Origin of the sequence: Iodobacter violaceini, from assembly GCF_011601265.1 — a bacterium.
GTDB lineage: Bacteria > Pseudomonadota > Gammaproteobacteria > Burkholderiales > Chitinibacteraceae > Iodobacter > Iodobacter violaceini.
This window is the reverse complement of sequence record NZ_JAAOLX010000004.1, coordinates 261,381-287,484: the sequence shown is the minus strand read 5'-3', so window position 1 is coordinate 287,484 and position 26,104 is coordinate 261,381. Positions and strand designations below refer to the sequence as shown.

Genomic DNA, 26,104 nt, shown 5'->3' with positions numbered 1-26,104 from the left:
CTCTCAGAGCAGGTGGTGGGTAAGAAATACGGTGATAAAGCCTGCGCCCATAAAGCTGGCAACCGCGGCGAGAGAGCGGATCGAGAAGCGGGATAAGCCGCAAACTCCGTGGCCGCTGGTGCAGCCACTGCCATAGCGCGTGCCTGTGCCCACTAATAATCCGGCAACGATAATGGCCGGTGTGCTGGCACTGATTTGAATCTCAGCGGGGGTTTTAAAGGCAAGCCAAAGCAGGGGGGTAAGCAGCATGCCAACCAAGAAAAAAACACGCCATGCCATATCTGCAGAAGCGCTGAGTAAACCGCCTAGAATACCGCTGATGCCTGCAATTTTTCCGGCCAGCAGGGCGAGTAAGCCACTGGCAAGACCAAGTAGTGCACCGCCAAGCAGGGCGCTCCATGGTGTGAAATGAATCCAGTCAATTTGCATCAGGTGTCTCCAGGGTTTCAATCGGGCAGTAAAGGGTGTAGAGCACTTCCAGTAATTGCTGTACATCGGCACTGGCAAGGCTGTAATAAATCCGTTTGCCCTCCCGGCGTGTATTGACCAAGCCCTCTTTGCGCAAAACCGTAAGCTGTTGTGAGAGCGTAGGCTGGCGAATATCGAGCAGGGTTTCAAAATCAGAAACGCATTTTTCGCTGTCAACCATCTGACAGAGCAGCAGCAGGCGGTCTTCATTGGCCATTACTTTTAAAATACGGGTTGCGCCATGTGCAGACTGGCGCATAGCAAGAATTTGTTGTGGTGTCATGATGTGTTCACTGGTGGTTCGTATTTTGACACATTATAGTTTTATATATAATATTTGCAAACATAATTATTGTGGAGCAAGAAAAATGCAACAACCTCAAGTTGAAGCTTTTTATGACCCGAACACCTCAACCATCAGCTATATCGTGTTTGATCAGCAGGGAGGGCATGCCGCTCTGATCGATACGGTGCTGGATTACGATGCCAAATCCGGGCGCACATCCTGTGTAAGCGCAGACAAATTGGTTGAGTTTGTCAGGGATAATGATTTATCAGTAGATTGGATTCTTGAAACGCATGCCCACGCAGATCATCTGTCAGCTGCTGCATACTTAAAAGATAAGCTGGGCGGGAAAATAGCGATTGGCCAGCACATCAATCAGGTACAGGGTATTTTTAAACCGGTCTTTGGCATGGAAGCGGATTTTGCCGTGGATGGTAGTCAGTTTGATGTTTTATTTGCGGCTGGGGATGTGTTTCAGATTGGCGCATTAAACGCCGAAGTTTTATTTGTGCCTGGCCATACCCCTGCGGACATCGCTTTTTTGATAGGTGATGCTTTGTTTGTGGGCGATACCCTGTTTATGCCGGATGTGGGCTCTGCGCGTTGTGATTTCCCAGGGGGCGATGCGGCCTTGCTTTACGACTCTATTCAGCAGCTGCTGGCGCTGCCAGACACAACCCGTGTGTTTGTCTGCCATGATTATGTACCCGCAGGGCGTTCTGCCGTGGCATGGCAAAGCAGCATTGCCGATCAGCGTAAGGGTAATATTCATGTGCACCAGGGTATCAGCAAGGCTGAGTTTATTGCGATGCGGCTGGCAAGAGATAAAACGCTCGATATGCCACAATTGATTTTACCTTCGATTCAAATCAATATTCGGGCAGGCAGCTTTCCTCCGGCTGAGGCAGATGGACAGCGCTACATAAAAATACCCCTGAATGTTTTGTAATTTCACTTTAAACAAACGAGATAGTGCCCAATGGCCGGAACCAGTCTTTTAGTATTGCTTGATGATATTGCTGCTGTTTTAGATGATGTCGCCCTGATGACCAAAGTAGCCGCCAAAAAAACAGCAGGTGTCTTAGGGGACGATTTGGCGCTGAATGCCGAGCAAGTCTCCGGAGTGCGGGCCGAGCGTGAGCTGCCTGTGGTCTGGGCTGTGGCAAAGGGCTCACTGATAAATAAGCTCATTCTGGTGCCGGCTGCGCTGGCAATCAGTGCGGTAGCGCCGGGGCTGATTACGCCACTTCTTATGCTGGGCGGTGCCTATCTTTGCTTTGAAGGCTTTGAAAAGCTGGCTCACCCTTTTTTACACCACGCTGAGGTGGCTGAGGCTTCGCACACCGCAGCAGATGATGGGGGGGTGGTTGATTTAGTTGCTTATGAAAAAGACAAGATAAAGGGGGCTATTCGCACTGATTTTGTACTCTCAGCAGAAATTATCGTGATTTCATTAGGGACCGTTGCCACTGCGTCATTTTTATCACAGCTCACCGTGCTGGCTTTAATTGCGCTGGTGATGACCGTGGGCGTTTATGGCCTTGTGGCCGGGATTGTCAGGCTGGACGATATTGGCCTGGCTCTTTGTAAAAAGCAGGGGCAGGGTGGGCTGGCGCATTTGCAGCACAAGCTGGGCACGGTTTGTTTATTGGGTGCGCCTTACCTGATGAAAACGCTGACCATCGTGGGCACAATTGCGATGTTTATGGTGGGTGGCGGGATTTTGACTCATGGCTTTACACCCGCTCATGATTTGATTCATCACTGGGCAGAAGCGGGGGCTCAGGTGCCGGGTGTGGATTGGCTGTTGTCTGCAATATTGCCCTCTGTTTTAAATGCAGTGGCAGGTGTGCTGGCGGGCGCTGTATTGCTTGGATTATTTATGCTGATATCTGTGGTTTTCAAAAAAAGGATTTGATTATATAGAGCATTTAATTGCATGATTGCCTGTGTTGTATAAGCATTTTCTAAAAGTGAAATGGGCTCTGATTAATTAAATGCAATATTTTTTTCATTTGCTGGCCGGGGCTTATGTCTTATATTGTCGTTGTGCGGCTGTGTAACATAATGCTGGCTAGGGCTTGCCGATTACCTTGCTGAAGTAAATGGATTGTTGGGTTTTTTGCGGGCTGAGCCTCATCTGGCTGGTATTTTTAATTGTTTACGTTTCTGTGTCATTATTTTAATTAGGAACCGCTGAAGTATTGAATTGCCGCAGCAGATGCTTAGGTGATCTGAGCGGGGCTCTTAAATAAAATGCATTGTTTATGGTGCCTGCGGCTCAAAATTGATTTATAACACACTGATTGTAATGGTTTAATTCTTTCCGAATCAGCTTGTGTCCTCTGGATTGCAATCAGTCATTAAATCAGCAGCCATTCATTTAAATGCCGGTGTTGTCAGGCGTTTCTGGTTCATTGAGTGCAGCTGTCTGGGTTTTGGTGCAAATAATGCGGCCGTGTATGGGTAAAAAGTACGGTGAAAATGAGCTACGATGGGGCTTGAAGGGGGTACTGAGTCTCTTAAGTCTGGTATCCTTACTCTTTTGCTTCAGGCTTTATCCCCATTTTGCGGAGCCGCGTGTTTTTTGTGCTGCATGAGCAATGGATGGATAGGGGTGCAGGCGATATAAGTTAAAACAAACATCCGGACCTCTGCTTTCTTATCCTTGGGTTTGAAGCAGAATGGTGCTGGTGGTGTTTGTGAAAGCAGCGTGTTGCGGCTGGGGTGTTTTCACTGGCTGCGTACCTAATTAACACTGAATAATAGGCCAGAGCGATAAGTGTTTGGTTTGTCCGTTTTTGCTATGCGATTAATAGCCTGCATAAAGAAATGGGATAGCCGATGATTGATCGATCTGCCAAGAGACCATAAGAATGACCGATTTGCAACTAGGATCGCTGATTGTGGGTGGCGTGATTGTCGCCACTGTCTATGCCTTCAATTGGTGGCAGGAATATCGCTATCGTAAGCAGGCTTCAAAAGCATTTGCGCGTAATGAAAGCGATGCGCTGCTTGATGTGCCTAAAAACATGGTTCGAAGCGGTGAAGCTGCCCGCATGGAGCCTTCGCTGGAGCGCGCCGAGCCTGTAGTTGATCGCTATGAGCCACAATTTGCAGAACCAGCGTTTGAAGAAGATGATTTACCTGTGCAGCCTGCCCCTGCTGCGTATGCAGAGCCCAGGGTTGCACCACCTGCACCTGCACCGGCGCCGGCCCCTGTAACCATTTTGCCGGAAGTTCCTGTTCAGCCCGCCGCGCCAGTGGGCGACGATCATGATGCACTCACCAGTAGCTTGCTTGATCCGGCGCTGGATTTTGTAGCAGAAATTCATGCAATCGAGCCCATTGCTGCACTTGAACTTCCTGTGTTCAGGGGCTCTAAGCGCGTACAGGTGATGGGGCTTTTACAGGATCGCCGCTGGGAGGCCTGTGTGCCCGGGTCGCGTTCCCGCTACAAAGAATTAAAGGTTGGCTTGCAGCTGGCTGATCGTCAGGGCGCGTTAAGCGCTGAGCAGCTCAATGCGTTTTGCATGTCAGTGCAACAATTTGCAGATGAGCACGAGGCGGTTGTTACTTTTCCTCAGCGTTCGGCCAAGCTAAATGCTGCAGCGAATCTGGACGAGTTTTGTGCCGGGGTTGATGTGCTGATCGGCCTGAATGTTATGGCTGCCAGCCGTCCGTTTCCAATGGAGCGGGTTCGTTTGCTGGCAGAAAATGCAGGTTTGGTTCGCAGCCCTGAAGGCGCATTCCACTACCGCAGTGATTCAGGCAAAACATTGTTTACATTGTCTAATCACGATCATTCGCCGCTGGGAAATACATCTAACGGCCTAACCCTGTTGTTTGATGTGCCAAGGGTGGCAGGTGGTGTTTCAGTGTTTGATTACTTTGCCGAATTTGCCCAGCATCTGTCTGTTGCGCTTTCTGGTGAACTGGTTGACGATAATGGCAAGCCTTTAACTGAGGCAAGCCTGGATAATATTCGTAAACAGTTGGGTGTTTTGTACGCAAAAATGGATGACAGAGGCATTGCGCCAGGTTCGGTAGCTGCGTTACGTTTGTTTGCCTGACCGCTGTTTGTAGTGTGGGTGAGAAGTTTTACAACAATGCCGCTGCTTGTCAGCGGTATTGCTACTTTTAGCCATAAACAGGCTGGTTGTGCTGCATTTTTCGACTAGAGTGCCGATATGAGTATATCGCTGTTGTGCTGTCGGAGGGTGTATGAAACACGCTCAAATAAGCTGTGCGATTGCCTGTGTAGTCCTGACATCCTGTGCTGCCCTTCTGCCCGATTCAGAGCAAATCAGCCGTACTCCCTGGCCCGATTATCAAACGGCAGAGCAGGCTTTTAAAAGTATGACGCTTGAAACCACCAGTCTGCAGCAATTGCATGATATGGGGCTGGATCCGCTGAAAACACCCAATATTGTTGTGCTCAGCTATGCCGATCTAATGCGCCGTCTGGCTTTGAGCGGCGCGGGCGAGCCGCGATTATTGGCGCCGCAAATTCAGGTGTGTATTGCCGCGCAAACCTCGTGCTTTGCTTATGAAATTGAGCAAAAAAGCATGACGAAAAAACGCTATGGCAATTTTTGGGCGGATTTTTTAAATTTTGAACGCAAAACTATGATTTCCGGCTGGCATTTCGATGTGATCTACATTATTCAAAATGAGCGCCTAGTTTATAAATTATGGAGTGGCACGCCCAGTATTGAGCAATTTGAACAAGAAAATACCCCGCTGGGGCCGTTTCAGGGAATGGGTATTTCGATTTTTACTCAATAATTGTGGTGATTTGCTTCTGATCCTGATTATGCAGAGGCGCAGATTGCTTGTGCCTCTGCAATTAGCAATATAATGCTGCTATGCGTCCTGAAAAAATGAACTCAGGCTTCTGTTTATTCATTCAAGCTTAATCCCGCCCTAATCTGAAAATCTGCACACAACCACGAAAAAAATGATGACATTGCCAGAACAGGCGCAATCTCTGCGCAAACAACTCCACCAATATGCCCATGAATACTATGTGCTTGATGCGCCCACGGTGCCCGATGCGGAGTACGACCGCCTGTTTCGTGAGCTGCAGGCGCTGGAAATTGCGCACCCCGAATTGGCGACATCCGATTCGCCCACGCTTCGGGTAGGCGGCAAGCCCCTGCCGCAGTTCGACTCTGTTACCCACACCATTGCCATGCTGTCGATCCGCACCGAAACCGATGTCACGCCTGCGGGCGCACTGGCTTTTGATGCCAGCGTGCGTAAAGAGCTGGATTTACCGCTAAGCGCTGCTGCGATTGAATACGCGGCCGAGCTGAAGTTTGATGGCCTCGCCATTAGTTTGCGCTATGAAAACGGCGTGCTGGTGCAGGCCGCCACGCGGGGCGATGGCGCGACGGGTGAAGATGTTACACAAAATATCCGTACCATTTTGCAGATTCCATTGCGTTTACAGGGTGAGGTTTTGCCTGCGGTGCTGGAGGTGCGGGGCGAGGTGTATATGCGCCGTGATGATTTTGATCGCCTGAACGAGCGCCAGCTGGCTGCAGGCGACAAAACTTTTGTGAATCCAAGAAATACCGCAGCCGGTGCGGTGCGCCAGCTTGATCCGGCTATTGCAGCCGCAAGACCGTTGTCTTTCTTTGCCTATGGTCTCGGCGTGGTTGAAGGCTGGGCGCAGCCGGAAACACATTCGGCCGTGCTGGATGCGCTGGCAGGCTTGGGTTTCCCTGTTTGCGCTGAACGGGCTGTGCTGCAGGGTGGAGAGGGGCTCGCGGAGTTTCATGCGCATGTGAGCGATATCCGTGACAGCCTGCCGTTTGATATTGACGGTGTGGTTTACAAAGTCAACAGCATGGCTCTGCAAAAAGAGCTGGGTTTCAGAACACGCGAGCCACGCTGGGCCGTCGCGCATAAATTCCCTGCGCAAGAAGCCTTAACCATTGTGGAAGCTATTGATGTTCAGGTGGGGCGCACGGGTGCAATCACGCCAGTGGCGCGCTTGCAGCCTGTGTTTGTGGGCGGTGTAACAGTAACCAATGCCACGCTGCACAACGAAGACGAAGCAAGACGCAAAGATGTGCGGGTGGGCGATACCGTTGCTGTGCGCCGCGCAGGCGATGTGATCCCTGAAGTGGTGAATGTGGTGCTGGAGCGTCGCCCGATGAAAGACGTGCCGGGCGCAGATTTATTTTCACCCGCGCAAGAGCCGCTTTACCCGGTGTTCTCCTTGCCTAAGTCTTGCCCGGTCTGTGGTTCGCATGTGGTGCGTGAAGAGGGCGAGGCCGTTGCACGTTGCTCTGGCGGCTTAAGCTGCTCCGCGCAGCGAAAAGAAGCAATTCGCCACTTTGCGGGCCGGCGCATGATGGATATCGACGGCCTTGGTGAGCGCTATGTAGAAAGCCTGGTTGATTTGGGTTATGTAAAATCGCTGGCGGATTTATACGCGCTGACTCTGTCCGATTTTCAGAATATGAAAGCCGCCGCCGACGAAGCGGCCGGTGTCAGTGCCGAAAGTATTGCGCAAGGCCGCCTTGCAACCAAATGGGCTGAAAACTTGCTGGAAGGCATTGCTGCCAGTAAAGCGCCGCTCTTGGCGCGTTTTCTGTTTGCGCTGGGGATTCGTCATGTGGGTGAATCAACCGCCAAAACACTGGCTGACTGGCTGGGTAGTCTGGCGGTCATTCGCCATGCACCTGCATCACTCTTGAGATCGCTGCCTGATATTGGTGACACTGTGGCTGTGGCCATCAGTGAGTTTTTTGCCGAGCCCAAAAACCAGCTCGCGCTTGATGCTTTGCTCGCGGCGGGCGTTGCGCCTAAGGACGAGCATGCCCCAAGTGGCTTGTTGCGTGAAAAACTACAGCCCGCTGCACTTTACGCCCATCTTGGTGTGCCTAAATTATCGGCCGTGCGCAGTGGCCAGCTGGCTGAGCGGGTTACAAGTTTAAGTGCTTTGGCTGAGGCCGATTGGCTGACACTCACCTTTTTACCCGGTGATGTGGCAAAAGCATTGCTGGCCTGGCTGGATGAAGAAGGGCGGCGTGCATCATTGCAGCAGTTGGCCGCATGGTGTGCTGATTTAGAAAGCCAATTACCGGCCGAAACTGAATCCGTTGCGGGGGTGTTTAAAGATAAAACCTTGGTGCTGACCGGCACGCTGCCTACCTTATCGCGTGATCAGGCAAAAGACATGATTGAAGCAGCTGGGGGTAAGGTGTCTGGCAGCGTCTCGAAAAAAACGCATTATGTCGTGGCAGGGAGTGATGCCGGCAGCAAGCTGACTAAAGCGCAGGATTTGGGGGTGTCAATTTTAGATGAGGCAGCCTTGCTGCGGATGTTGGAGATAAGTGAGTAGTGGCGTGTTGTTTATATTATTAAACATTCGTGAATGCCGTCATTTTGGTTGACTTGGGTGTTTATTTATATAAACATTGCGCCATGCAAAAGTCTGAAGCAATCAAACTCTTTGGCACTCAAACCCGCCTTGCTGATGCACTCGGGCTTGGGCGCTCTGCCGTATCCCAGTGGCCCGATCCGCTTTTGCAGCGCCAGGCCGATCAGGTGCTGGGTGCAGCTCTTCGATTAGGCTTACTCTCTACTTCATATCAGGATTCTCAAATGCAAAAAGTACGCAAGGCCGTATTCCCTGTTGCGGGCATGGGCACCCGTTTTCTGCCTGCTACCAAAGCCAGCCCAAAAGAAATGATGCCGGTAGTGGATAAGCCGCTGATTCAGTATGCGGTAGAAGAAGCACTGGCAGCAGGCATTACTGAAATGATCTTTATTACTGGCCGTAATAAACGCAGTATTGAAGATCACTTTGATAAAGCCTACGAATTAGAGGCCGAGCTGGAAGCAAAAAACAAACAAGCACTGCTGGAAATCCTGCGTGGCATTATTCCCAAGTCAGTCAGCTGCATCTATATCCGTCAGCCAGAAGCGCTGGGCTTGGGCCACGCTGTACTCTGCGCCAAGCCTGTAGTTGGCGATGAGCCGTTTGCAGTGATTCTGGCGGATGATTTAATCGATGGTGGTGCAACCAGCGAAATGAAACGTATGGTTGATGTGTTCAGCGATACTCACTGCTCCATCCTTGGTGTTGAGCAAGTGCCGCAGCAAGATACCGGCTCTTACGGCATTGTTGAAGTACAAGATGGTAATAACCGCTTAAAAATCACCAATATTGTTGAAAAGCCAAAGCCAGAAGAAGCACCGTCTAATCTGGCCGTTGTTGGCCGCTATATCTTAACACCACGTATTTTTCACCATTTGCAGCATGTGCAGCCAGGTAAGGGCGGTGAAATCCAGCTTACAGATGGCATCTTTGCGCTGATGCAAGAACAGCACATTCTTGCGCATAAGATTGTAGGCACCCGCTACGATTGCGGCTCTAAGCTGGGCTATCTGAAAGCCACTATGGCTTATGGTATGAAGCACAGTGAAGTTGGTGAAGAGTTTTCGGCTTACGTAAAGAGCTTAAAAGCTTAATTGCTATTTCTATAAGCTTGCAAAAAAGGCGGCGCCTCTGGTGCCGCCTTTTTTTTTGCTCTATGATGCTTAAAGAAATTTAAAGAATTAAATCTAAAATAACTCTTTTGCCTCTAAGGGTTTTATGTGTATCCCTGAAAAAAAAATTGTAATCGTTCAGTCAAATTATATTCCGTGGAAAGGGTATTTTGATTTAATTCGTCAGGCCGATGTTTTTGTTTTATATGATGATATGCAATATACCCGGCGTGATTGGCGCAACCGCAATCTGATTAAAACCGCTCAGGGTTTACAGTGGTTAACCATCCCCGTTAAGGTGAAAGGCAAATACGAGCAGCGAATTGATGAAACAGAAGTCAGCGAGCATAGCTGGGCTGAATCTCACTGGAAAACAATTAATAACAGCTATCGCCGCGCGCCATTTTTTGCTGATTATGCACCCGGAATTCAATCTCTTTATGAAGAAGCATCGCATCTGCGTAAGCTTTCAGAGATTAATTATTTATTTTTAAAGCGACTTTGCCAGTTGCTGGGTATTGATACACCTATTATGTGGTCTGCTCAGTTTCCGAAAGTGGCGGGCAGAACAGAAAATCTCGTTCATTTATGCAAGTCATTTCAGGCCACTGATTATATCTCCGGGCCATCTGCTTCAAATTATATTGATATTGATCAATTTGAGAAGGCAAATATTCGTCTGCAATATATGACATATGATCATTACCCTGAGTATCCTCAGTTATATGGTGATTTTGTACATGGCGTCAGCATTTTAGATTTGTTGTTTAATTGCGGTGAGGGTGCGGCGCAATTTTTAATACAAAGTGAGCCAGCATGAGCGAAGATATAAAAACAAGGGTGGCACAATATTACAGCCAGCGCGTCCAAACTTTTGGTGCTACACCGGCAGGAGTGGATTGGAATAGCGAGGCATCACAACGATTGCGCTTTAAGCAGCTTTTGCAGATTACGGCCAATCAGCCATATAGCCTGAATGATATGGGATGTGGCTACGGTGCACTGCTTGAACACCTGCGTGCGGAAGGGGCCGATGCAGATTATCTTGGTTATGATCTCTCCTCTGAAATGATTTCTAATGCTAAAGCAAAATTTGCCGATAAGACGGGTGTGACGTTTCTTTGTGCGGATCAGGCCGGCCGGCAGGCAGATTATGCGGTGGCAAGTGGCCTGCTGAGCGTGAAGCAGGATGTTGCCGTGCAGGATTGGGAAGAGTTTGTATTTAACATGATTAATCAGCTTAATCAGGAGAGCCGCCTGGGGTTTTCATTTAATTGCCTGACTCTTTATTCAGATCAGGAAAAAATGAAACCTCATTTATATTATGGCGATCCATGCCGTTTTTTTGATTACTGCAAAAGAAATTTTTCCAGAAATGTGGCTTTACTGCATGATTATGATCTTTATGAATTTACCATTCTGGTCAGGAAAGGGGGCTAGCAATGAAGCGCAATCTGGTTTTATTTGGCGATGGCTTGTTTGCAGATATTGCATATGAGTATTTTACGTATGATTCGGATTACCAGGTCGTGGCTTTTTGTGTCGATCGTCCTTATCTGCAATGTGAGCAGAAATTTGGTCTGCCAGTGATTGCCACGGATGAAATTACTCAAAAGTTTAATCCGGCAGAGCACAGCTTTTATGCTGCTATTACCTACGGGCAGCTTAACAGGGTCAGAGAGCGTTTTTTTAACAATGCAAAAAAAATGGGTTATACCCCAGCCAGCTATATCAGCTCACGGGCATTTGTCTGGCGAAATGTTGAATTAGGCGAGCATTGCTTTATTTTTGAAAACAATACCGTGCAACCCTTTGTAAAGCTTGGCGATAATGTGGTGCTCTGGAGTGGAAACCATATTGGTCATCATTCTGAAATTGGCAGCCATGTATTTATTGCTTCACATGCAGTTATTTCAGGCTGTTGTCATATCGGTGATCATCAATTTATCGGCGTGAATGCCACGCTGTCAAATAATTTAACCATTGCGGACGATTGCATGATTGGTGCAGCGGCATTAGTCACCCGAAATATGGAAGAAGATGGCTTTGCCAAAGGCGCACGCTCAGAAGTAAGCGAAGGCGCACGGCGGTTTTTCAAGGTTGTGACTGAATGACTAAGCAAATATGGCAAAGAATAGGACGCTTGTTTGAGCCCAATCAGCAAAGGGATTGGTTGCATAGCCATGCGGCTAATCCAATGCCATTAGTGCTTGCCGATGGGCGCGTCCGTATTTATTTCAATTACCGAAATACACAAAATTGCGCAGGCGTGGCATGGCTGGATTGGCAGCCTGATGATGAAGGGCTGGGTAAGATTATTGCCATAGCAGAAACCCCTGTTTTATTGCCTGGGGAAGCAGGCAGCTATGATGATAGCGGAATATCCTTAGGCTGTATTACACCGGTTAACCATGAGTTGTGGCTCTATTATATTGGCTGGAATTTAGCAGTTACCGTGCCATGGCGTAATAGTATTGGTATTGCTACAGGCACTTTGGATGGTGTTTTTAAACGGCCGAAACTTGCACCTGTTCTTGATCGCCATGAGCATGATCCCTATTCATTGTCTTATCCTTGGGTATTGCGTGATGCAAATCAAAAATGGCATATGTGGTATGGCTCTACGCTGACCTGGGGTGTTAATCAGGGGGGAATGCAGCACGTTTTGAAATATGCCAGCTCAGCAGATGGTCAGTTATGGCAAAGAGAAGGTGTGGTTTGCTTGGATTTATTGCCTGGTGAAATTGCGCTGACACGCCCTTGTGTTTGTCATGATGGCCATATCTGGCGCATGTGGTATTCAATTCGCACTGTTACTCAATATTCAATTGGTTATGCAGAATCAGATGATGGTATTCGCTGGCAAAGGCATGATGAATATTTCAGCTGGCAGGGAAATGCAGAAGAATGGGAATCGTTTGAGCAAACCTATCCTTGCGTGTTTCAGTATGGTAAAGAGTGGTACATGATTTATAACGGCAATCACTATGGTGCCACAGGCTTTGGTTTAGCAAAGCTGGTGCTTGCTTAGCATATTCAGCAAACGAGATATCATCAATGATGACAAAAAATAATATTCCAGAGGCATCGTACGGCATTCTTATTCAAAATCAGACGGATACCGTGATTGATGAGGTCGTCGAGCAGATCAGAATGCTTGGCTATGGCGTGATTGATTCTGGTTATTCTTCTTCAGAGTTAAAAAATTTCTCTGAAGTGTTTAACCATACCCGTGCTGAATATATTAAAAATCAGGGCGAAGAAAAACTGAGAGCTGCCAATGAGTACAATACTATTCGGGCTCCTCTGACTCATGGTGATGAAGCATTTCTCCGGCTGGCGTTGAATAAAAACCTATTACCTGTAATTAAAAAATTAATTATGGGGAAGTTTATTCTGAATCAGCAGAATGGTGTCATTAATCCGCCAGGGGAAACTTATAATCAAGCTGCGTGGCACAGGGATATTCCTTATCAGCATTTTGTATCTTCCATGCCGGTTGCCATTAATGCCCTTTTTTGTGTTGATGATTTTACTTTTGAAAATGGGTCCACCTTTTTATTGCCGGCATCGCATAAGGCTGAGGCTTTCCCTTCTGCACATTTCATTAAAAATAATGCTGTGCAAATTGAAGCAAAGGCAGGCTCTTTTATTATTCTGGATTGTATGGTGTTTCATTCGGGCGGGTTTAACAGTACAGGCTCAGAGCGCAGAGCGGTGAACCATTTATATAATATTCCATTTTTCAAGCAGCAAATCAATATTCCCAGGATTATGCCTGATGTTTCTCTGACTGATGAGGAAAAAGAAATTTTAGGGTTTACATTTCAGGAATTTAATTCTGTATCTGAATATTTATCTCGCTGAGCGCATCAGCGACTGTCTGCTATAAAGGGGTATTTATGTTGATTAGTCAATATTGCTGTCCATTATCAAAAGAAAAATTATTCGTTGCTGATTCTGGTTTAAGCAGCCTGCAGGGCGGGGGCTACCCATTTCTTAATGCGGATATGATTAATAAAATTCCGGTGTTTATTGATGAAAAGTTATTGTCAGGCGGAGATAAAATATCTCAGGTAATGTACAGCAGAGATAATTCTGAGCAAGCCTATGATAATTTCCTTTCGTGGTTATTTGAAACATTTAATGTTGATGAGTCAATATTCAGAAGCACATTGCTTGATAAATTAAATTTAAAAAAAGGTGATCGGGTACTGATCACCGGCTGTGGTTTGGGTAATGATATTTTGAGCGTGCTGCCTAAAGTGGGCGTAAATGGGGAGGTTTATGCCCAGGATCTCTCTGATTTAATGGTTGCTGCAACAGCCCGGATTTTAAAAAATACTGTGTCAGATGAAATTGATCTGAAGAATATTTATTTAAGTGTTTCTAATGCCTCCATGCTGCCCTTTGAGGATGATTTTTTTGATGCAGCATATCATTTTGGAGGCATCAATTTATTTTCTGATATGAAAGCGGCTATTAGTGAAATGTCTCGTGTGGTGAAGGCGGGCGGCAGGGTTGTTTTGGGGGATGAAGGGATTGCGCCGTGGCTGAAAGAGCATGAGTATGGAAAAATGGCTATTTGCAATAATAAGTTGTGGGCTTTAGAGCCGCCACTGGCATTGCTGCCGGAAACCGCATCCGACGTTCATTTAAGCTGGGTATTGGGAAATTGTTTTTATATTATCGATTTTACAGTTGCGTCCTCATTGCCTTATATGAATATTGATGTACCTCATCAGGGTGTGCGGGGTGGAAGTATCAGAAAAAGATACTATGGCCAGTTAGAGGGGGTTGATCCGGAGCTTAAGCAAAAAATAGCTGAGGCAGCAGCTGCTGCAGGGGTAAGTGCAAGCGCATGGCTGGAAAAAGCGGTTGAGAATTCACTTATTAAAAACGAAAAAAAATAATCGACAATATTTGAGCTGAATTTCTCATTGCTTAATGGCTTGTGATAAATAGCGTAATCATTAGGGTGTTGCTTTGATTGATCTTGATAAAAACCGCTTTGATGCGGCGCTAATTCCCGGAACCCGGTCTGCTTTAGCATCTGCAGTTGGATTATTGCGGCAAGCAGAAAAAGAAACTTTTGCTGCGCTATTAGATTCAGCAGGAGATTTTTTGCCGGGGCTTACCTACCAGCGTGATTGCCCTCAATGCGGGGCTTTGCATCAAAATGCAGAATTGGTCATGACAGCGCATGGAATGCATTTATTATCCTGCGGGGATTGTGGTTTTATTTATAGCCGTGAAGTCATTACACCAGAGCAGGAGCGTTTGCGTTATCAGAATAGTTCTTCAGCACAGTGCCATTTGTTGCAAAAGCAAACGGATACTTATTCCTTCCTGGAGCGTGAAAAGGCCCGGTATGTGGCAGGCCGGATGCACCAGTTTATTGGGCAGGGTAAAGGTTTGGAAATTGGCTCATCAAATGGCGTTTTGCTAGAAGCCGCTCAGGAGCTGGGCTGGCAAATGATGGGCGTCGAAATTAATGCCGACGCGGTGGCACTGTCGCAAACTAAGGGGTTTACCGTTGTACAGGGGGAATACCCGGCGGCGTTGCCGGCTGATGAAATGCCTTTTAATGCAATCGTTGTCCTGGATGTTCTGGAGCATATTGCAGACCCCTTGCCATTTTTATCTATAGTCAGCAGCCAGTTGGCAGACCCTGGCTATTTAATTGTTCAGGTGCCCAATTTCAATAGCCTGTTGCTGCGGATCGAAGGCGCGAAAAATTCAAATGTATGTCATGGGCATTGGAGCTATTTTACCCCTGATACTTTAAGTGCTTTATTACTTAAGGCTGGTTTTGAAGTGTGTTTCCTGGAAACCTATATTACTGAGCTGGACCGGATTCAGGCTTATCCCGAAGACGCTGTGGCTGCTGTATACCAGCAATTAAGCGGTAAACCGCTGCAGAGCATGCAGGCGCTGAATACAGATATGCTGCACGATGATTATTTGGGATATAAACTCTTTGGCATCTTCAGGAAAATAAAAAAATGAGTATATTACCCATTCCTTTTGCCAAGCCTTTTATTGTTGGCAAAGAGTTGTTTTATATTGCCCAGGCGGTGATTAATGGCTCTATTTCCGGAGATGGCCAATTTACCCGGCGTTGTCAGGCCTGGCTGGAAACAGAATTACACTGCAAAAAAGTGCTGCTTACACAGTCTTGTACTGCAGCGCTGGAAATGAGTGCGATTCTGGCGGATGTAGGGCCGGGGGATGAGGTGATTATGCCTTCATTTACCTTTGTTTCTACCGCGAATGCCTTTGTGTTGCGCGGAGCGACGCCCGTCTTTGTGGATATTCGCCCGGATACTTTAAATCTGGATGAAAGCCTGGTTGAGGCTGCGATTACAGGCCGCACCAAAGCCATTGTTGCCGTGCATTATGCAGGCCAGCCCTGCGCCATGCAGGCATTAGAAGCGCTATGCAAAAAATATAATATCAAACTGATTGAAGACGCTGCTCAGGCTATCCTGGCTTTTGATGAGAGCAGGGCCTTGGGTACAATTGGTGATTTGGGCTGCCTTAGTTTTCATGAGACCAAAAATATTATCAGCGGAGAAGGCGGAGCATTGCTGATTAATAATCCTGAATTGATCGAACGTGCAGAAATAATCTGGCATAAAGGTACAAATCGGAAAGCTTTTTTTCAGGGGCAGGTTGATAAATATACATGGGTAGATATTGGCTCCTCATTTTTGCCCAGCGAATTAACGGCCGCTTTTTTGTTTGCTCAATTAGAGCAGGCAAAAAGAATTAATTCCAACCGCCGTGCTTTATATGAAAAATACATGCAGCTTTTACAGCCGCTGGCAGATGCAGGGCATTTGGTATTGCCTTATGTGCGTGATGGGCATCGCTCAATTGGCCATATTTTTTACGTATTATGCAAAAATGAAATTGAGCGTAAAAACTTGATTCACTATTTAACTAAGCAGGGGATTAATGCTGTTTTTCATTATGTACCCTTGCATAATTCTCCTGCGGGGATGCGCCTCGGGCGGGCGCATGGTGATTTAAATGTCACGATTGATGTTTCCATGCGCTTATTAAGATTGCCGATGTTTAATGAAATGAATCATGATCAGGTGCGCTTTGTTTGCCATCATGTTACCCATTTCTTTCAGAATATTGCTCTTTACAGCTAGTCTTTTGCTCATTTTGATCGCGGCTTGTGGCCACTGGCGATTCAATAATAATTTATGGTGGTACTTATGTCATTTGAATCGCAAGTTTCTGAAAACCTGCTTAAATTTGAACGCGATATTAAAGAAATAAAATCCTTACTTGCAAATAAAAAATACGAGCAAGTATTACGCCAGGCTCAGGATTTAGCCATGTTTGCCTGGCATCATAGTATGGGCTTATTTGCCAGCAGCGAGCTTGAACAGCTGATTGCGGGCGTATCAGGCCATCTGCCAGTATTAAACAACGGGGTTTCTGCCCCCCGCAAGCAGCGCCGTATTTTAACAATCATGACCAATGTTTCGGCAAGTGGCGGGCATAGCCGTATTGCGTGGCGCTGGATTGAGCTGGATAAAAATTCTCACCATACTTTAGTATTAACTCAGCAAATTGATCCTGTACCCGTGCAATTACAAGCTCTTTCCGAAGAGGGAAGGCTCACCATTGTTGTATTAAATTCTCCCACTCTTTTAGAGCGTGCAAGTCATTTGCGCCAAAGAATAAATGATGCTGATCGGGTGGTATTACTGATTCATCCTCATGATGTATTGGCGAATGCCGCACTGGCAGGTATGAAGACACCTCCGCCGGTTATTTTTCAGGACCATGCTGCCCACACATTCTGGCTGGGGGCGACGGTATCAAATATTGTATTAAGTATGTCGGCAGCCCTGCTGAACAGCCGCCGTGGTATTGCGAAAGAAAATATCGGCTGGATTCCTATTCCTTTGGATTTTCAAAGGCTTGAGAAAGTCGCTGTGCGTGATATCCGTGCGGAATGCGCAATTGATAAAGATGCTTTTGTATTAATGTCTTGTGGTTCGCCTTATAAATACCTTCCAATTGAAGGTGTTTGTCTTGCGGATTTACTTGCGCCTGTGCTTGAAAATAATCCCGGAGCGCATCTGATTTTGGTCGGCCCTGATCTTACTGCGCCATGGGCTGAATTTTCTGCAAGATTTCCCGGGCGTGTGCATTGCATTGGTCATTTGTTTGAAGAGAGCCTGGTGGCGGCTTACACGGCCTGCGATGTTTACCTGGATGCTGTGCCTTTTACTTCGCCAACTGCATTATTTGAAGCTGCTGCGATGGGTAAGCCTGTGGTGCGTTTTGCGCCGGCAGCCTGGAGAGCATGCGAGTTTGCTTTAGATATTGAAGCCACCATGCCTACTTCACTGTACGTATGGTCGGATGCGCCTTCTTATCAGAGAGATATTCAGCGATTAATGGACGATCTCGCCTTTCGCGAGTGGCGTGGTCATTTTGGGCATACGGCAACACGGCTTTATCATGCGGATGAAACGTTTGTTCACTCGCTGGAAGCGGCCTACGATCGCGCAGCCGTTCTGCCCAAAATTTGTTTAGATCCCGTTTTGTCTGCAGCCCGGTTTGAATTATTTGATCGTTTAGAATTGCAGCTGGCACAAAATATGGCGCTGCAGGTTGGTCTTGATCATGAATACCGGCAGCAGGGATTACTGAAGAAAAACGGCCTCTTACGCATTGCTGTGGCTTTACATTTATATTATGTGGAGCAGTGGGATGATATTCGTGAGTTATTAAAAAACATTCCGTTCTCCTTTGATTTATTTGTAACCACGACGGCTGAAAATAAACATATTGTCAGCGAGTTGCTCTCGCTTCATTTTCCGGATGCAAAATTATATATCACCGCCAACAGAGGGCGTGATATTGGCCCCTTGTTTGGTCTTTTGCAGCACGAGAATCTGGCTGCGTATGATTTTGTATGTAAATTGCATACCAAAAAATCCCCGCATTTAGATCCGGAGCTGGTGCAGAAATGGCGTGAGGAATTATTAATTTCTTTATTGCCTTCAAAAGAAGGCGTGCAGGCTATTTTTGATTTATTTAATACCCGCCCGGAGGTTGGAATTGTGACCGGGGCGGGGGTGCTGGTGCATGCGCATTATACGCCGGGTGGCAATATTGGTTTATTGCGCGAATTGGCGGCGCGCCTTGGTTTTAATTTAGATGAAATGGCGTACGAGTTTCCGGGCGGCTCGATGTTTTGGTGCCGCGGGCAGATTTTTAATTCATTGAATGCCCTGAATATTTCTGAGGAAGACTTTGAGCCAGAATCAGGCCAGACCAATGGCACGCTGGCGCACGCGATTGAGCGGATATTCCCCTTAATTGCTTATCATCAGGGCTTACTCACCGTTGATTCTGGTTATCAGGGCAATGTGCCTAATCCACGTTTCCCTAATAGCAGTGAAGAATATTTGCACTGGCTGTCTAAGCAGGAATTGTGCATTCCTGAAGCTAAGTTATTCGATTTGCATGCAGAAGCGGTTGCTTTGCCTGAAGTTAAAATTTGTATTGTTGATCGCTTTGCAAATAAAAGTGGCTTAATTGAAACCATTAACAGTGTTTCACGCCAGTTTTATGCCAATGTAAAACTGCTTGTTTGCTCCAGCGCAGCCAATCCAATGCCGGAATCCGGTATTGAGTGGATTCAGGTGAAAGATGGGTTTTATTCTGCCATTTTAAATACGCTGGCCCAACAGGATGATAGTGGCTGGCTGGGGGTGTTGGAGGCGGGTGATCAGTTAACCATGAGCGGTTTGTTATTGGCCATGCACCAGCTGGTGGATCACCCCGAATGGAAGCTGGTTTATTTTGATGATGATGTAATGAATGCGGACGGGCGGCCTGCCTGCCCCCGTTTTAAACCTGATTTTGATATCAATTTGTTACGCAGTATTCCCTATGCGGATGGCTTTATATTGCTCAGGTCTGCGGCTGATTTTTCTGATGTTTATGCTGAAATGGAAGGGTGGGGTGCGGAGCAGCTGGCTCTTTTATTGCATTGCTATGAGCAGGATGGGGCCGGCGCAATTGGGCATATTCCTGAAGTATTAACGCATTTGCAAATTAATGAATCACGGCAATTATCGAATCCGCTGCGCTATAAAGCCTTCTCGGATTTAATTGATTTGCACTTGCAGCGCCAGAATATCGTTGCTGAAATTTTACCTAATGGCCGGGTAGAGGGGGCGCTGCGGGTGAAATATGCGCTGCCAGAGCGTCCATTGGTCAGTATTATTATTCCGACTAAAAATCAGCTGCCTATGCTGCAGCGTTGCATTGAATCTATTTTAGAAAAAACCAGTTATCCGAATTATGAAATCATTATTATTGATAATAATAGTGATGATCCGCTGGTACTGCCTTATCTTGAGCAGCTTGAATTATTGCTGAGTGATCGTTTGCGGGTGTTTGAATATCCGCATGCATTTAATTTTTCTGCCATTAATAATGCCGCTGTGGGCCAGGCCAACGGTGATTATCTTGTGCTGCTTAATAATGATACCGCCATTATTCAGAATTCATGGCTGGAAGAGTTATTGCATCATGCCATGCGGCCTGAGGTGGGCATTGTAGGTGCGAAGTTATTGTATCCGAATGGCCTGGTTCAGCATGCCGGGGTTGTGCTGGGCTTGCGCGGGCCGGCTGATCATCCCTGCATTGGGGCATCATTAGAAGAATCCGGCTATATGCATCGTTTGCAGTTAGATCAGCAATATTCTGTGGTTACCGCGGCTTGCATGATGGTGCGCAAATCGGTGTATGAGCAGGCTGGCGGAATGGATGAGCATGATTTTAAGGTTTCATATAATGATGTGGATTTATGCCTGAAAGTAAAAACACTGGGCTATTCGGTTGTCTGGACGCCTTACTCGGTGGTGATGCACGAAGGCAGTGTGAGCCAGTCGCAAATTAATCCTGATAAAGCCGCGGCCAAGCAATTGCGCTTTGAAGGCGAGCAAGTGGCGATGTACCGCAAGTGGCTGCCGGAGATTGGCAATGATCCTGCATACAATAAAAACTTAACGCTCAGTGGCAATGGTTTTGAGTTAGAGCACCGCTCTTTATTATCCTGGCGGCCATTAAGCTGGAAGCCGCTGCCAACGGTGCTTTGTCATCCTGCGGATCAGACCGGCTGCGGGCAGTATCGTATTTTGCAGCCTTTTGCTGCGATGCTGGAGGCGCAAAAAATAGCGGGCGCTATTGCGTTTGAGCTTTTCCCTGCTTTTGAGCTGGCCAAGCTGGCGCCGGATGTGATGGTGTTTCAGCGGCAGATTTCTGCTCAGCAACTTGATTTCTTAAGGTTATCTAAAGCGTGCTCACCCTCCTTTAAGGTTTACGAGCTGGATGATTATTTGCCCAATGTGCCGATCAAAAGTGCTCACCGCTCGCACATGCCTAAAGATGTGGTGAAGTCTTTGCGCAAGGCGCTGACTTTTGTTGACCGGTTTACAGTATCTACAGATGAGCTGGCGAATGCCTATGAGGGCATGCATCCGGTGATGCACGTGGTGAATAATTATTTACCTGTGCCAATCTGGGGTGATCTGCACTCTGAGCGTAATCAGGGCAAAAAACCACGTGTGGGCTGGGCAGGTGGTGCAAGTCATACGGGCGATCTGGAGTTAATCGAAAGCGTGGTGAAGGCACTGGCCAATGAGGTGGAGTGGGTGTTTTTTGGGATGTGCCCAGATAAGCTGCTCCCTTATGTGCATGAATTTCATTCTGGTGTACCTATCAGTCTTTATGCTGCCAAGCTGGCCAGCTTAAATTTAGATTTGGCTTTGGCTCCTTTAGAGCAAAATATCTTTAATCAGTGCAAGAGTAATTTGCGCCTGCTGGAATACGGTGCTTGTGGCTTTCCGGTGATTTGTACAGATATTGCTCCTTATCGCGGCAGCCTGCCGGTTACCCGGGTGAGAAATAAGCACAAGGATTGGGTAGATGCCATTCGTGAGCATTTATCAGATCCTGGCCCGAGTGCTGAGAGCGGCAGGGCATTAAAAAAAGCGGTATTAAAAGACTGGATGCTGGATGGTACTAACTTAGATAAATGGCGTGCTGCATGGTTGTCAGCTTAGGCTTTCGCTTGAGGAAAAAAAGATTACAAATAATCCTCAAGTTTATCGAAGCACTTCCGATAAAGCATACAAGGGCTTACTTATATGCCTGAAACACTAAGCACCGATTCTAGGACAAGCAAGGGGAAGTACCATGTCTCAAGTCATTAACACTAACGTACCATCACTCAATGCGCAGCGTAATTTAAGTACCTCGCAAATGAGCTTAACCAACTCTCTGCAACGCTTGTCCTCGGGTCTGCGTATTAATAGTGCCAAGGACGATGCAGCGGGTCTGGCGATTTCCGAGCGCTTCACTTCCCAGATTAAAGGGATGGATCAGGCCAAGCGTAATGCCAACGATGGCGTATCGCTTGCGCAAACTGGTGAAGGCGCGCTGGGCCAAATGGGTGATATTTTGCAACGTGTGCGTGAATTGGCTGTGCAATCTGCCAATGCCACTAACACATCCAATGACCGCCTGGCGATCAACTCTGAAGTGACACAGCTGGTATCCGAGCTGGATCGCTTCGCAACCTCTACCGAGTTTAACGGCCAGAAATTGTTTGACGGCAGCTTTACTGCAGCGACTTACCAGGTCGGTGCAAATACCAATCAAACCATTACTGCTAATACTGCAAACTTACGCACAAACCAATATGGTACTTACCAAATGGGTGTGGGTAACGGTACAGGTAATTTTGTTACCACTAACTCTGTATCAGGCTCAACAGCAGTAACTGCTGGTGCAACAGGTACAGTAAACGTGGATGGCGCAGCAGTGACTGCCTCAGGTTCTTTCAGTATTAACGGTACAAGCATTTCTGTTTCTGGTACGGATATGGCAAAAGACATTGCCAATAAAATCAATGCCGCAGGAACAGGTGTAACCGCCACTGCACGTACTGAAGTTAACTTAGGTCTGGCTTCCGGTACATACAGCTTAACTGCCGCATCCAAGAGCAGCACATTTGAATCTGTATCGTTTAACGTGAACGATCTGGATAACAACGGCAAGATTGAGGCGGATGAGTATTCTCAAGCCATCCAGGCCTTTAATGCTAAGTCTTCTAAGACAGGTATTACGGCTGAATTGTCTACATTCCAGGATTCTTCCAAGACCACTCAGTACGCCTTGAAACTGATCGCAACGGATGGTTCTAACATTGCTCTGAGTAACGATCCAAGCAATGTCAGCGGTTTTGGTGGTGGCGTAACGAAATGGGATATGGATACAACCAATTCAAGCGGCGCGATCCAGTTTATGTCGAGCGGCCAGGCGGGTGCTATTTCTACATCTGCAGCAGGTTCGGGTGTGGTGACATTCGGTGGTCAGATCGTATTGAACTCCACTAACTCTTACTCTGTAACAACCAGCGGTGCGGCGTTTGCATCTGGTGTGCTGGCTGTAGGTGGCTCTTCTGCAACAACCGCATTAAGCAGTGGTGCAGCGTATGCATCTACGCTAAAAACAGTTGAAAAGCTGGATATTTCAACCGTTGAAGGCTCTAACCAGGCGCTGCGTGTTGTGGATGACGCTTTGTCGACAGTAAATGACCAACGTGCTAAGTTTGGTGCGCTGCAAAGCCGCTTCACTGCTACCATTAATAATCTGGCTACAACGTCAGAAAACATGAGTGCAGCACGCAGCCGGATCAGAGATGCAGACTTCGCAAGTGAAACAGCTGCGCTGACTCGTGCTCAGGTCTTGCAACAAGCGGGTACGGCAATGTTAGGTCAGGCGAATGCGTTGCCTAACCAGGTTCTGAGTCTGTTACGCGGTTAATATGCATTAAGCTTAATGAGTTAAGGCCCCGGCAAACTCGTGTTGTCGGGGCGTTTCTACAGGAAGGTGTATCATGGATATCCAGTCTACATCGTCGCTTGTTACGCCTGTTGCGACAAAAAGTGTTAGTGAGCGCTTTCATGATGCGCCAGCAGGCGATCTGGCAAAGGTGGCCAGTGCTGAACCTGTCAAGGTCAGCCCTGATGCAGTACAGGCATTGAAGGCTGCCCCGGATAGCAAAGATGTCAAACAAGCCGTTGACAAATTAAACCAGGCTGTGCAGGGTTTTTCGAATTCTTTGCAGTTTTCCGTAGAAGAAGAAACGAAATTACCTGTTGTGAAACTGATTGATACAAAAACAAAAGAAGTGATACGGCAGTTTCCAAGTGAAGAGGCGATTTCAATTGCGAAAGCAATTGATCGTTTTCAGGGCTTACTGATAAAAGATCGTGCGTAATTTCGCCGCTCTGATGAATAGATAAATTAAAAGGGAGGGCATCATGGCTTCTATTGCTTCTTTAGGCTCAGGATCAGGAATGGATCTGAACGGCCTGATCGATAAATTAATGACGGCTGAAAAAGCGCCATTACAAACTTTATTGCTGAAAGAAGCGTCATATCAAGCCAAGATATCCGCCTATGGCTCTGTAAAAAGTGCTTTGGCCGCTTTTCAGACTTCTTTAAAGGGGCTTTCAAGCGTACAAACATTCAGAAGTACGACCGCCACGCTGGCTGATTCGTCGATTGCAACGGTTAATTCAAATAGCCTCGCCCAGCCAGGATCATATAGCCTGGAAGTTTCTCAGCTGGCACAAAATCAGAAGCTGACATCTAACGCTTTTAGCAGCATTAACACCGGCTTGGGTACAGGTACCATTACTTTGCAGTTTGGTACTGTAGATTCGCACGGCACGGATGCAACAGGCGATGACACATTCACTGCCAATGCTAAAAAAGCGGCTTTTTCAATTGATATCACAGATAAAAACAATAGTTTAGCGGGTGTTCGTGATGCCATTAATTTGGCCAATAAAGGGGTTAGTGCCAGTATTCTGAATGATGGTACGGGCAGCCGTTTAGTTTTGACGAGCAAAGACTCTGGTGCTGAAAATTCAATTAAATTAACGGTTACGGATTCTGATGGCAACAGCACAGATACTGCGGGGCTTTCTGCCCTGGCTTATGATCCGGCTGGTACACGGAATTTAATTGAAACGCAGGCGGCAAAAGACGCAAAGTTTAAAATTGACGGGATTAATGTCAGCAAGCCTACCAATTCGGTATCGGATGCCATTCAGGGTTTGACTATTAATTTAACTAAGGTGTCATCCCCAACCAGTACGGGGGCTACAACCCTGGCGCCAACCACAATTACGATTGGTGCTGATTTATCCGGCCTTAAAGATTCCATTAAAGGTTTTATTAAGGCATATAACGAATTAAATAAGACACTTAAAGATGTGTCCAGCTACACGCCGGGAAATGCAACAACGTCGGCTAAAGCTGCTCCGCTCAATGGTGACTCTGCGATTCGTGCAATACAAAACCAAATGCGCTCAGTAGTAAATGAAATGCAGGGTGAGGGCAGTTATTTTAAATCGCTTAGTGATATTGGTGTGTCATTTACGGGCTATCAGACGGATGCGAAAGGCACTATTGTTGGTGGTGCAACGCCTAAAGGTGATTTATCGCTTAATGAGGCTAAATTACAAGCCGCTATTTCCAGCCACCCAGGTGATGTAGCCAATCTGTTTACCGTAAATGGTGTGGCCAGCAGTAATCAAATTACTTTTTTATCCGGCTCTCTTGCAACTCAGTCTGGAAAATATGCCATTGAGGTTACAACACCTGCAACTCAGGCTAAATATAGCGGCTCTGCATTATCGTTTTTTAAAGTTGATTCAAGCAATAACACTAAAAATGTTACTTTGGGCGGCGTAAGTGCGAGCCTAACGCTTGATAATAACGATTACACAACGGAAAGCCTGGCCGCTCAAATTAAGTCAAAAATCGAAGCAGATTCCACTTTGTTTACCTCCGGTAGTGATACGGTAAAGGTGGAATACAATAAGCTGAATAAAAACTTTGATATCAGTCGAGAAAGAGTGGTTGCAGGCACACCGCCAACTACTCAGAAAGACTCAATGGCTCTGGCAATCAGCTCTGCTCCTAAGCCAATAACCATTGACGACAATAATAAAACATTGATGGTGTCTGTGGATGGGGTGATCAGCCAGCCTGTGACCCTGTCAAAAGGAAGCTATGCCACGATGGCTGATCTGGCGGCTGAAATGCAGTCAAAAATCAATAGTGATGAGTCTTTAGTTCGGGGCGGAAAAACAGTTGGTGTGGCATTTAACGAATCAACAAGTAAATTTGATTTGTCTTCAGGGCTTTATGGCAGCACTTCCAAAATTAAAATTACCGGGGTTGGCGATGCGGCAACAAGCACCACAGCTGCTACTTTAGGTATTGTGGTTGGTGGCTATTCTGATACGCCTTCAGGCCCGACGGTTGGGTATACTTACACCGCTGGTGCGGATGTAGAAGGGCTGATTGGTGGTGAAAAAGCGAAGGGTACCGGACAATCCTTAACGGGGACGGGTGCCAGTGAAGGGTTAAGCCTGATTGTGACTGCCAGTACGGCAGGGGATTATGGCTCTGTATCTTTTAATCGCGGGGTTGCTTTTGCATTAGATAAGTTGCTTGATGGTATGGTTAAGGATCGCACTGGCCTGGTTGCGAAGCAAACTGATGGCGTGAACGCCAGTATCGCTCAGCTGGCAGAAAAACGGGTCAGGATGAACCGCCAGTATGATGCCACTGAGGCTTTGTACCGCAAGCAATTTACCGCGATGGATATTGCCATTGCCACAATGCGAAATACAAGCAGCAATTTAACGGCGCAGCTTGCTAATCTGCCAAAATAAACGGAATGATGGCCGCATATACGTTGTTGATTAATTG

General features: G+C 47.0%; 20 protein-coding genes. 18 read left to right on the top strand and 2 right to left on the bottom strand.

All coding sequences use genetic code 11. The features are described from left to right. Positions 1 to 3: 3 nt before the first annotated feature. Both HA050_RS09650 and HA050_RS09645 read right to left on the bottom strand, forming a co-directional pair. On the bottom strand, positions 4 to 429 hold the full coding sequence (locus HA050_RS09650; RefSeq protein ID WP_166825132.1) for a YeeE/YedE family protein: 426 nt from the start codon (positions 427 to 429) through the stop codon (positions 4 to 6). After that, on the bottom strand, positions 419 to 751 hold the full coding sequence (locus HA050_RS09645) for an ArsR/SmtB family transcription factor (RefSeq protein WP_205836382.1): 333 nt from the start codon (positions 749 to 751) through the stop codon (positions 419 to 421). Before HA050_RS09645 ends, HA050_RS09650 begins: the two co-directional genes overlap by 11 nt. An 85-nt stretch (positions 752 to 836) precedes the next feature. Between HA050_RS09645 and HA050_RS09640 the strand changes: the two genes are divergently transcribed. The 18 genes from HA050_RS09640 to fliD all read left to right on the top strand — a co-directional run bounded on the left by HA050_RS09640 (position 837) and on the right by fliD (position 26,067). Next, positions 837 to 1,703, top strand: a complete 867-nt coding sequence (locus tag HA050_RS09640) for an MBL fold metallo-hydrolase (RefSeq protein ID WP_166825129.1) — start codon at positions 837 to 839, stop codon at positions 1,701 to 1,703. A 30-nt stretch (positions 1,704 to 1,733) separates the two neighbouring features. Next, entirely contained in the window at positions 1,734 to 2,672 is a 939-nt protein-coding gene (locus HA050_RS09635) for a DUF808 domain-containing protein (protein WP_166825127.1), read from the top strand. Positions 2,673 to 3,630: 958 nt separating this feature from the next. After that, on the top strand, positions 3,631 to 4,827 hold the full coding sequence (locus tag HA050_RS09630; RefSeq protein WP_166825124.1) for a cell division protein ZipA C-terminal FtsZ-binding domain-containing protein: 1,197 nt from the start codon (positions 3,631 to 3,633) through the stop codon (positions 4,825 to 4,827). A 151-nt stretch (positions 4,828 to 4,978) separates the two neighbouring features. Next, positions 4,979 to 5,542, top strand: a complete 564-nt coding sequence (locus tag HA050_RS09625) for a hypothetical protein (protein ID WP_166825122.1) — start codon at positions 4,979 to 4,981, stop codon at positions 5,540 to 5,542. Between the two features lie 172 nt (positions 5,543 to 5,714). Next, positions 5,715 to 8,111 carry an NAD-dependent DNA ligase LigA gene (ligA, locus tag HA050_RS09620; protein WP_166825119.1) on the top strand — a complete coding sequence of 799 codons (2,397 nt, stop codon included), beginning with the start codon at positions 5,715 to 5,717 and terminating at the stop codon, positions 8,109 to 8,111. Between the two features lie 263 nt (positions 8,112 to 8,374). Beyond that, positions 8,375 to 9,244 (top strand): UTP--glucose-1-phosphate uridylyltransferase GalU, encoded by an 870-nt coding sequence (galU, locus tag HA050_RS09615; protein ID WP_166825499.1) that lies wholly within the window; start codon positions 8,375 to 8,377, stop codon positions 9,242 to 9,244. A gap of 124 nt (positions 9,245 to 9,368) precedes the next feature. Continuing rightward, on the top strand, positions 9,369 to 10,082 hold the full coding sequence (locus HA050_RS09610; RefSeq protein ID WP_166825117.1) for a WbqC family protein: 714 nt from the start codon (positions 9,369 to 9,371) through the stop codon (positions 10,080 to 10,082). Then, a complete protein-coding gene (locus HA050_RS09605; RefSeq protein ID WP_205836381.1) occupies positions 10,079 to 10,702 on the top strand; it encodes a class I SAM-dependent methyltransferase in 624 nt (207 codons plus the stop codon). Before HA050_RS09610 ends, HA050_RS09605 begins: the two co-directional genes overlap by 4 nt. Before the next feature lie 2 nt (positions 10,703 to 10,704). Then, on the top strand, positions 10,705 to 11,376 hold the full coding sequence (locus HA050_RS09600; protein ID WP_166825114.1) for an acetyltransferase: 672 nt from the start codon (positions 10,705 to 10,707) through the stop codon (positions 11,374 to 11,376). Then, positions 11,373 to 12,293 (top strand): glycoside hydrolase family protein, encoded by a 921-nt coding sequence (locus tag HA050_RS09595; protein WP_166825112.1) that lies wholly within the window; start codon positions 11,373 to 11,375, stop codon positions 12,291 to 12,293. The genes HA050_RS09600 and HA050_RS09595 overlap by 4 nt, the downstream gene beginning before the upstream one ends. A 26-nt stretch (positions 12,294 to 12,319) precedes the next feature. Further along, complete coding sequence (locus HA050_RS09590) at positions 12,320 to 13,129, top strand: phytanoyl-CoA dioxygenase family protein (protein WP_205836380.1); 810 nt, start codon at positions 12,320 to 12,322, stop codon at positions 13,127 to 13,129. Positions 13,130 to 13,164: 35 nt separating this feature from the next. Further along, positions 13,165 to 14,175 carry a class I SAM-dependent methyltransferase gene (locus HA050_RS09585; RefSeq protein ID WP_166825110.1) on the top strand — a complete coding sequence of 337 codons (1,011 nt, stop codon included), beginning with the start codon at positions 13,165 to 13,167 and terminating at the stop codon, positions 14,173 to 14,175. Positions 14,176 to 14,248: 73 nt separating this feature from the next. Continuing rightward, entirely contained in the window at positions 14,249 to 15,271 is a 1,023-nt protein-coding gene (locus HA050_RS09580) for a class I SAM-dependent methyltransferase (protein ID WP_205836379.1), read from the top strand. Next, positions 15,268 to 16,425 carry a dTDP-4-amino-4,6-dideoxygalactose transaminase gene (gene rffA, locus HA050_RS09575; RefSeq protein WP_166825108.1) on the top strand — a complete coding sequence of 386 codons (1,158 nt, stop codon included), beginning with the start codon at positions 15,268 to 15,270 and terminating at the stop codon, positions 16,423 to 16,425. Before HA050_RS09580 ends, rffA begins: the two co-directional genes overlap by 4 nt. Before the next feature lie 66 nt (positions 16,426 to 16,491). Further along, complete coding sequence (locus HA050_RS09570) at positions 16,492 to 21,372, top strand: rhamnan synthesis F family protein (protein WP_166825105.1); 4,881 nt, start codon at positions 16,492 to 16,494, stop codon at positions 21,370 to 21,372. 133 nt (positions 21,373 to 21,505) lie between these two features. After that, positions 21,506 to 23,137: a flagellin N-terminal helical domain-containing protein gene (locus HA050_RS09565; protein WP_166825103.1), complete on the top strand. Its 1,632-nt coding sequence runs from the start codon at positions 21,506 to 21,508 to the stop codon at positions 23,135 to 23,137. A 73-nt stretch (positions 23,138 to 23,210) separates the two neighbouring features. After that, positions 23,211 to 23,594 (top strand): flagellar protein FlaG, encoded by a 384-nt coding sequence (locus HA050_RS09560; RefSeq protein ID WP_166825101.1) that lies wholly within the window; start codon positions 23,211 to 23,213, stop codon positions 23,592 to 23,594. A 43-nt stretch (positions 23,595 to 23,637) separates the two neighbouring features. Beyond that, on the top strand, positions 23,638 to 26,067 hold the full coding sequence (gene fliD / locus HA050_RS09555; RefSeq protein ID WP_166825098.1) for a flagellar filament capping protein FliD: 2,430 nt from the start codon (positions 23,638 to 23,640) through the stop codon (positions 26,065 to 26,067). Positions 26,068 to 26,104 lie beyond the last annotated feature (37 nt).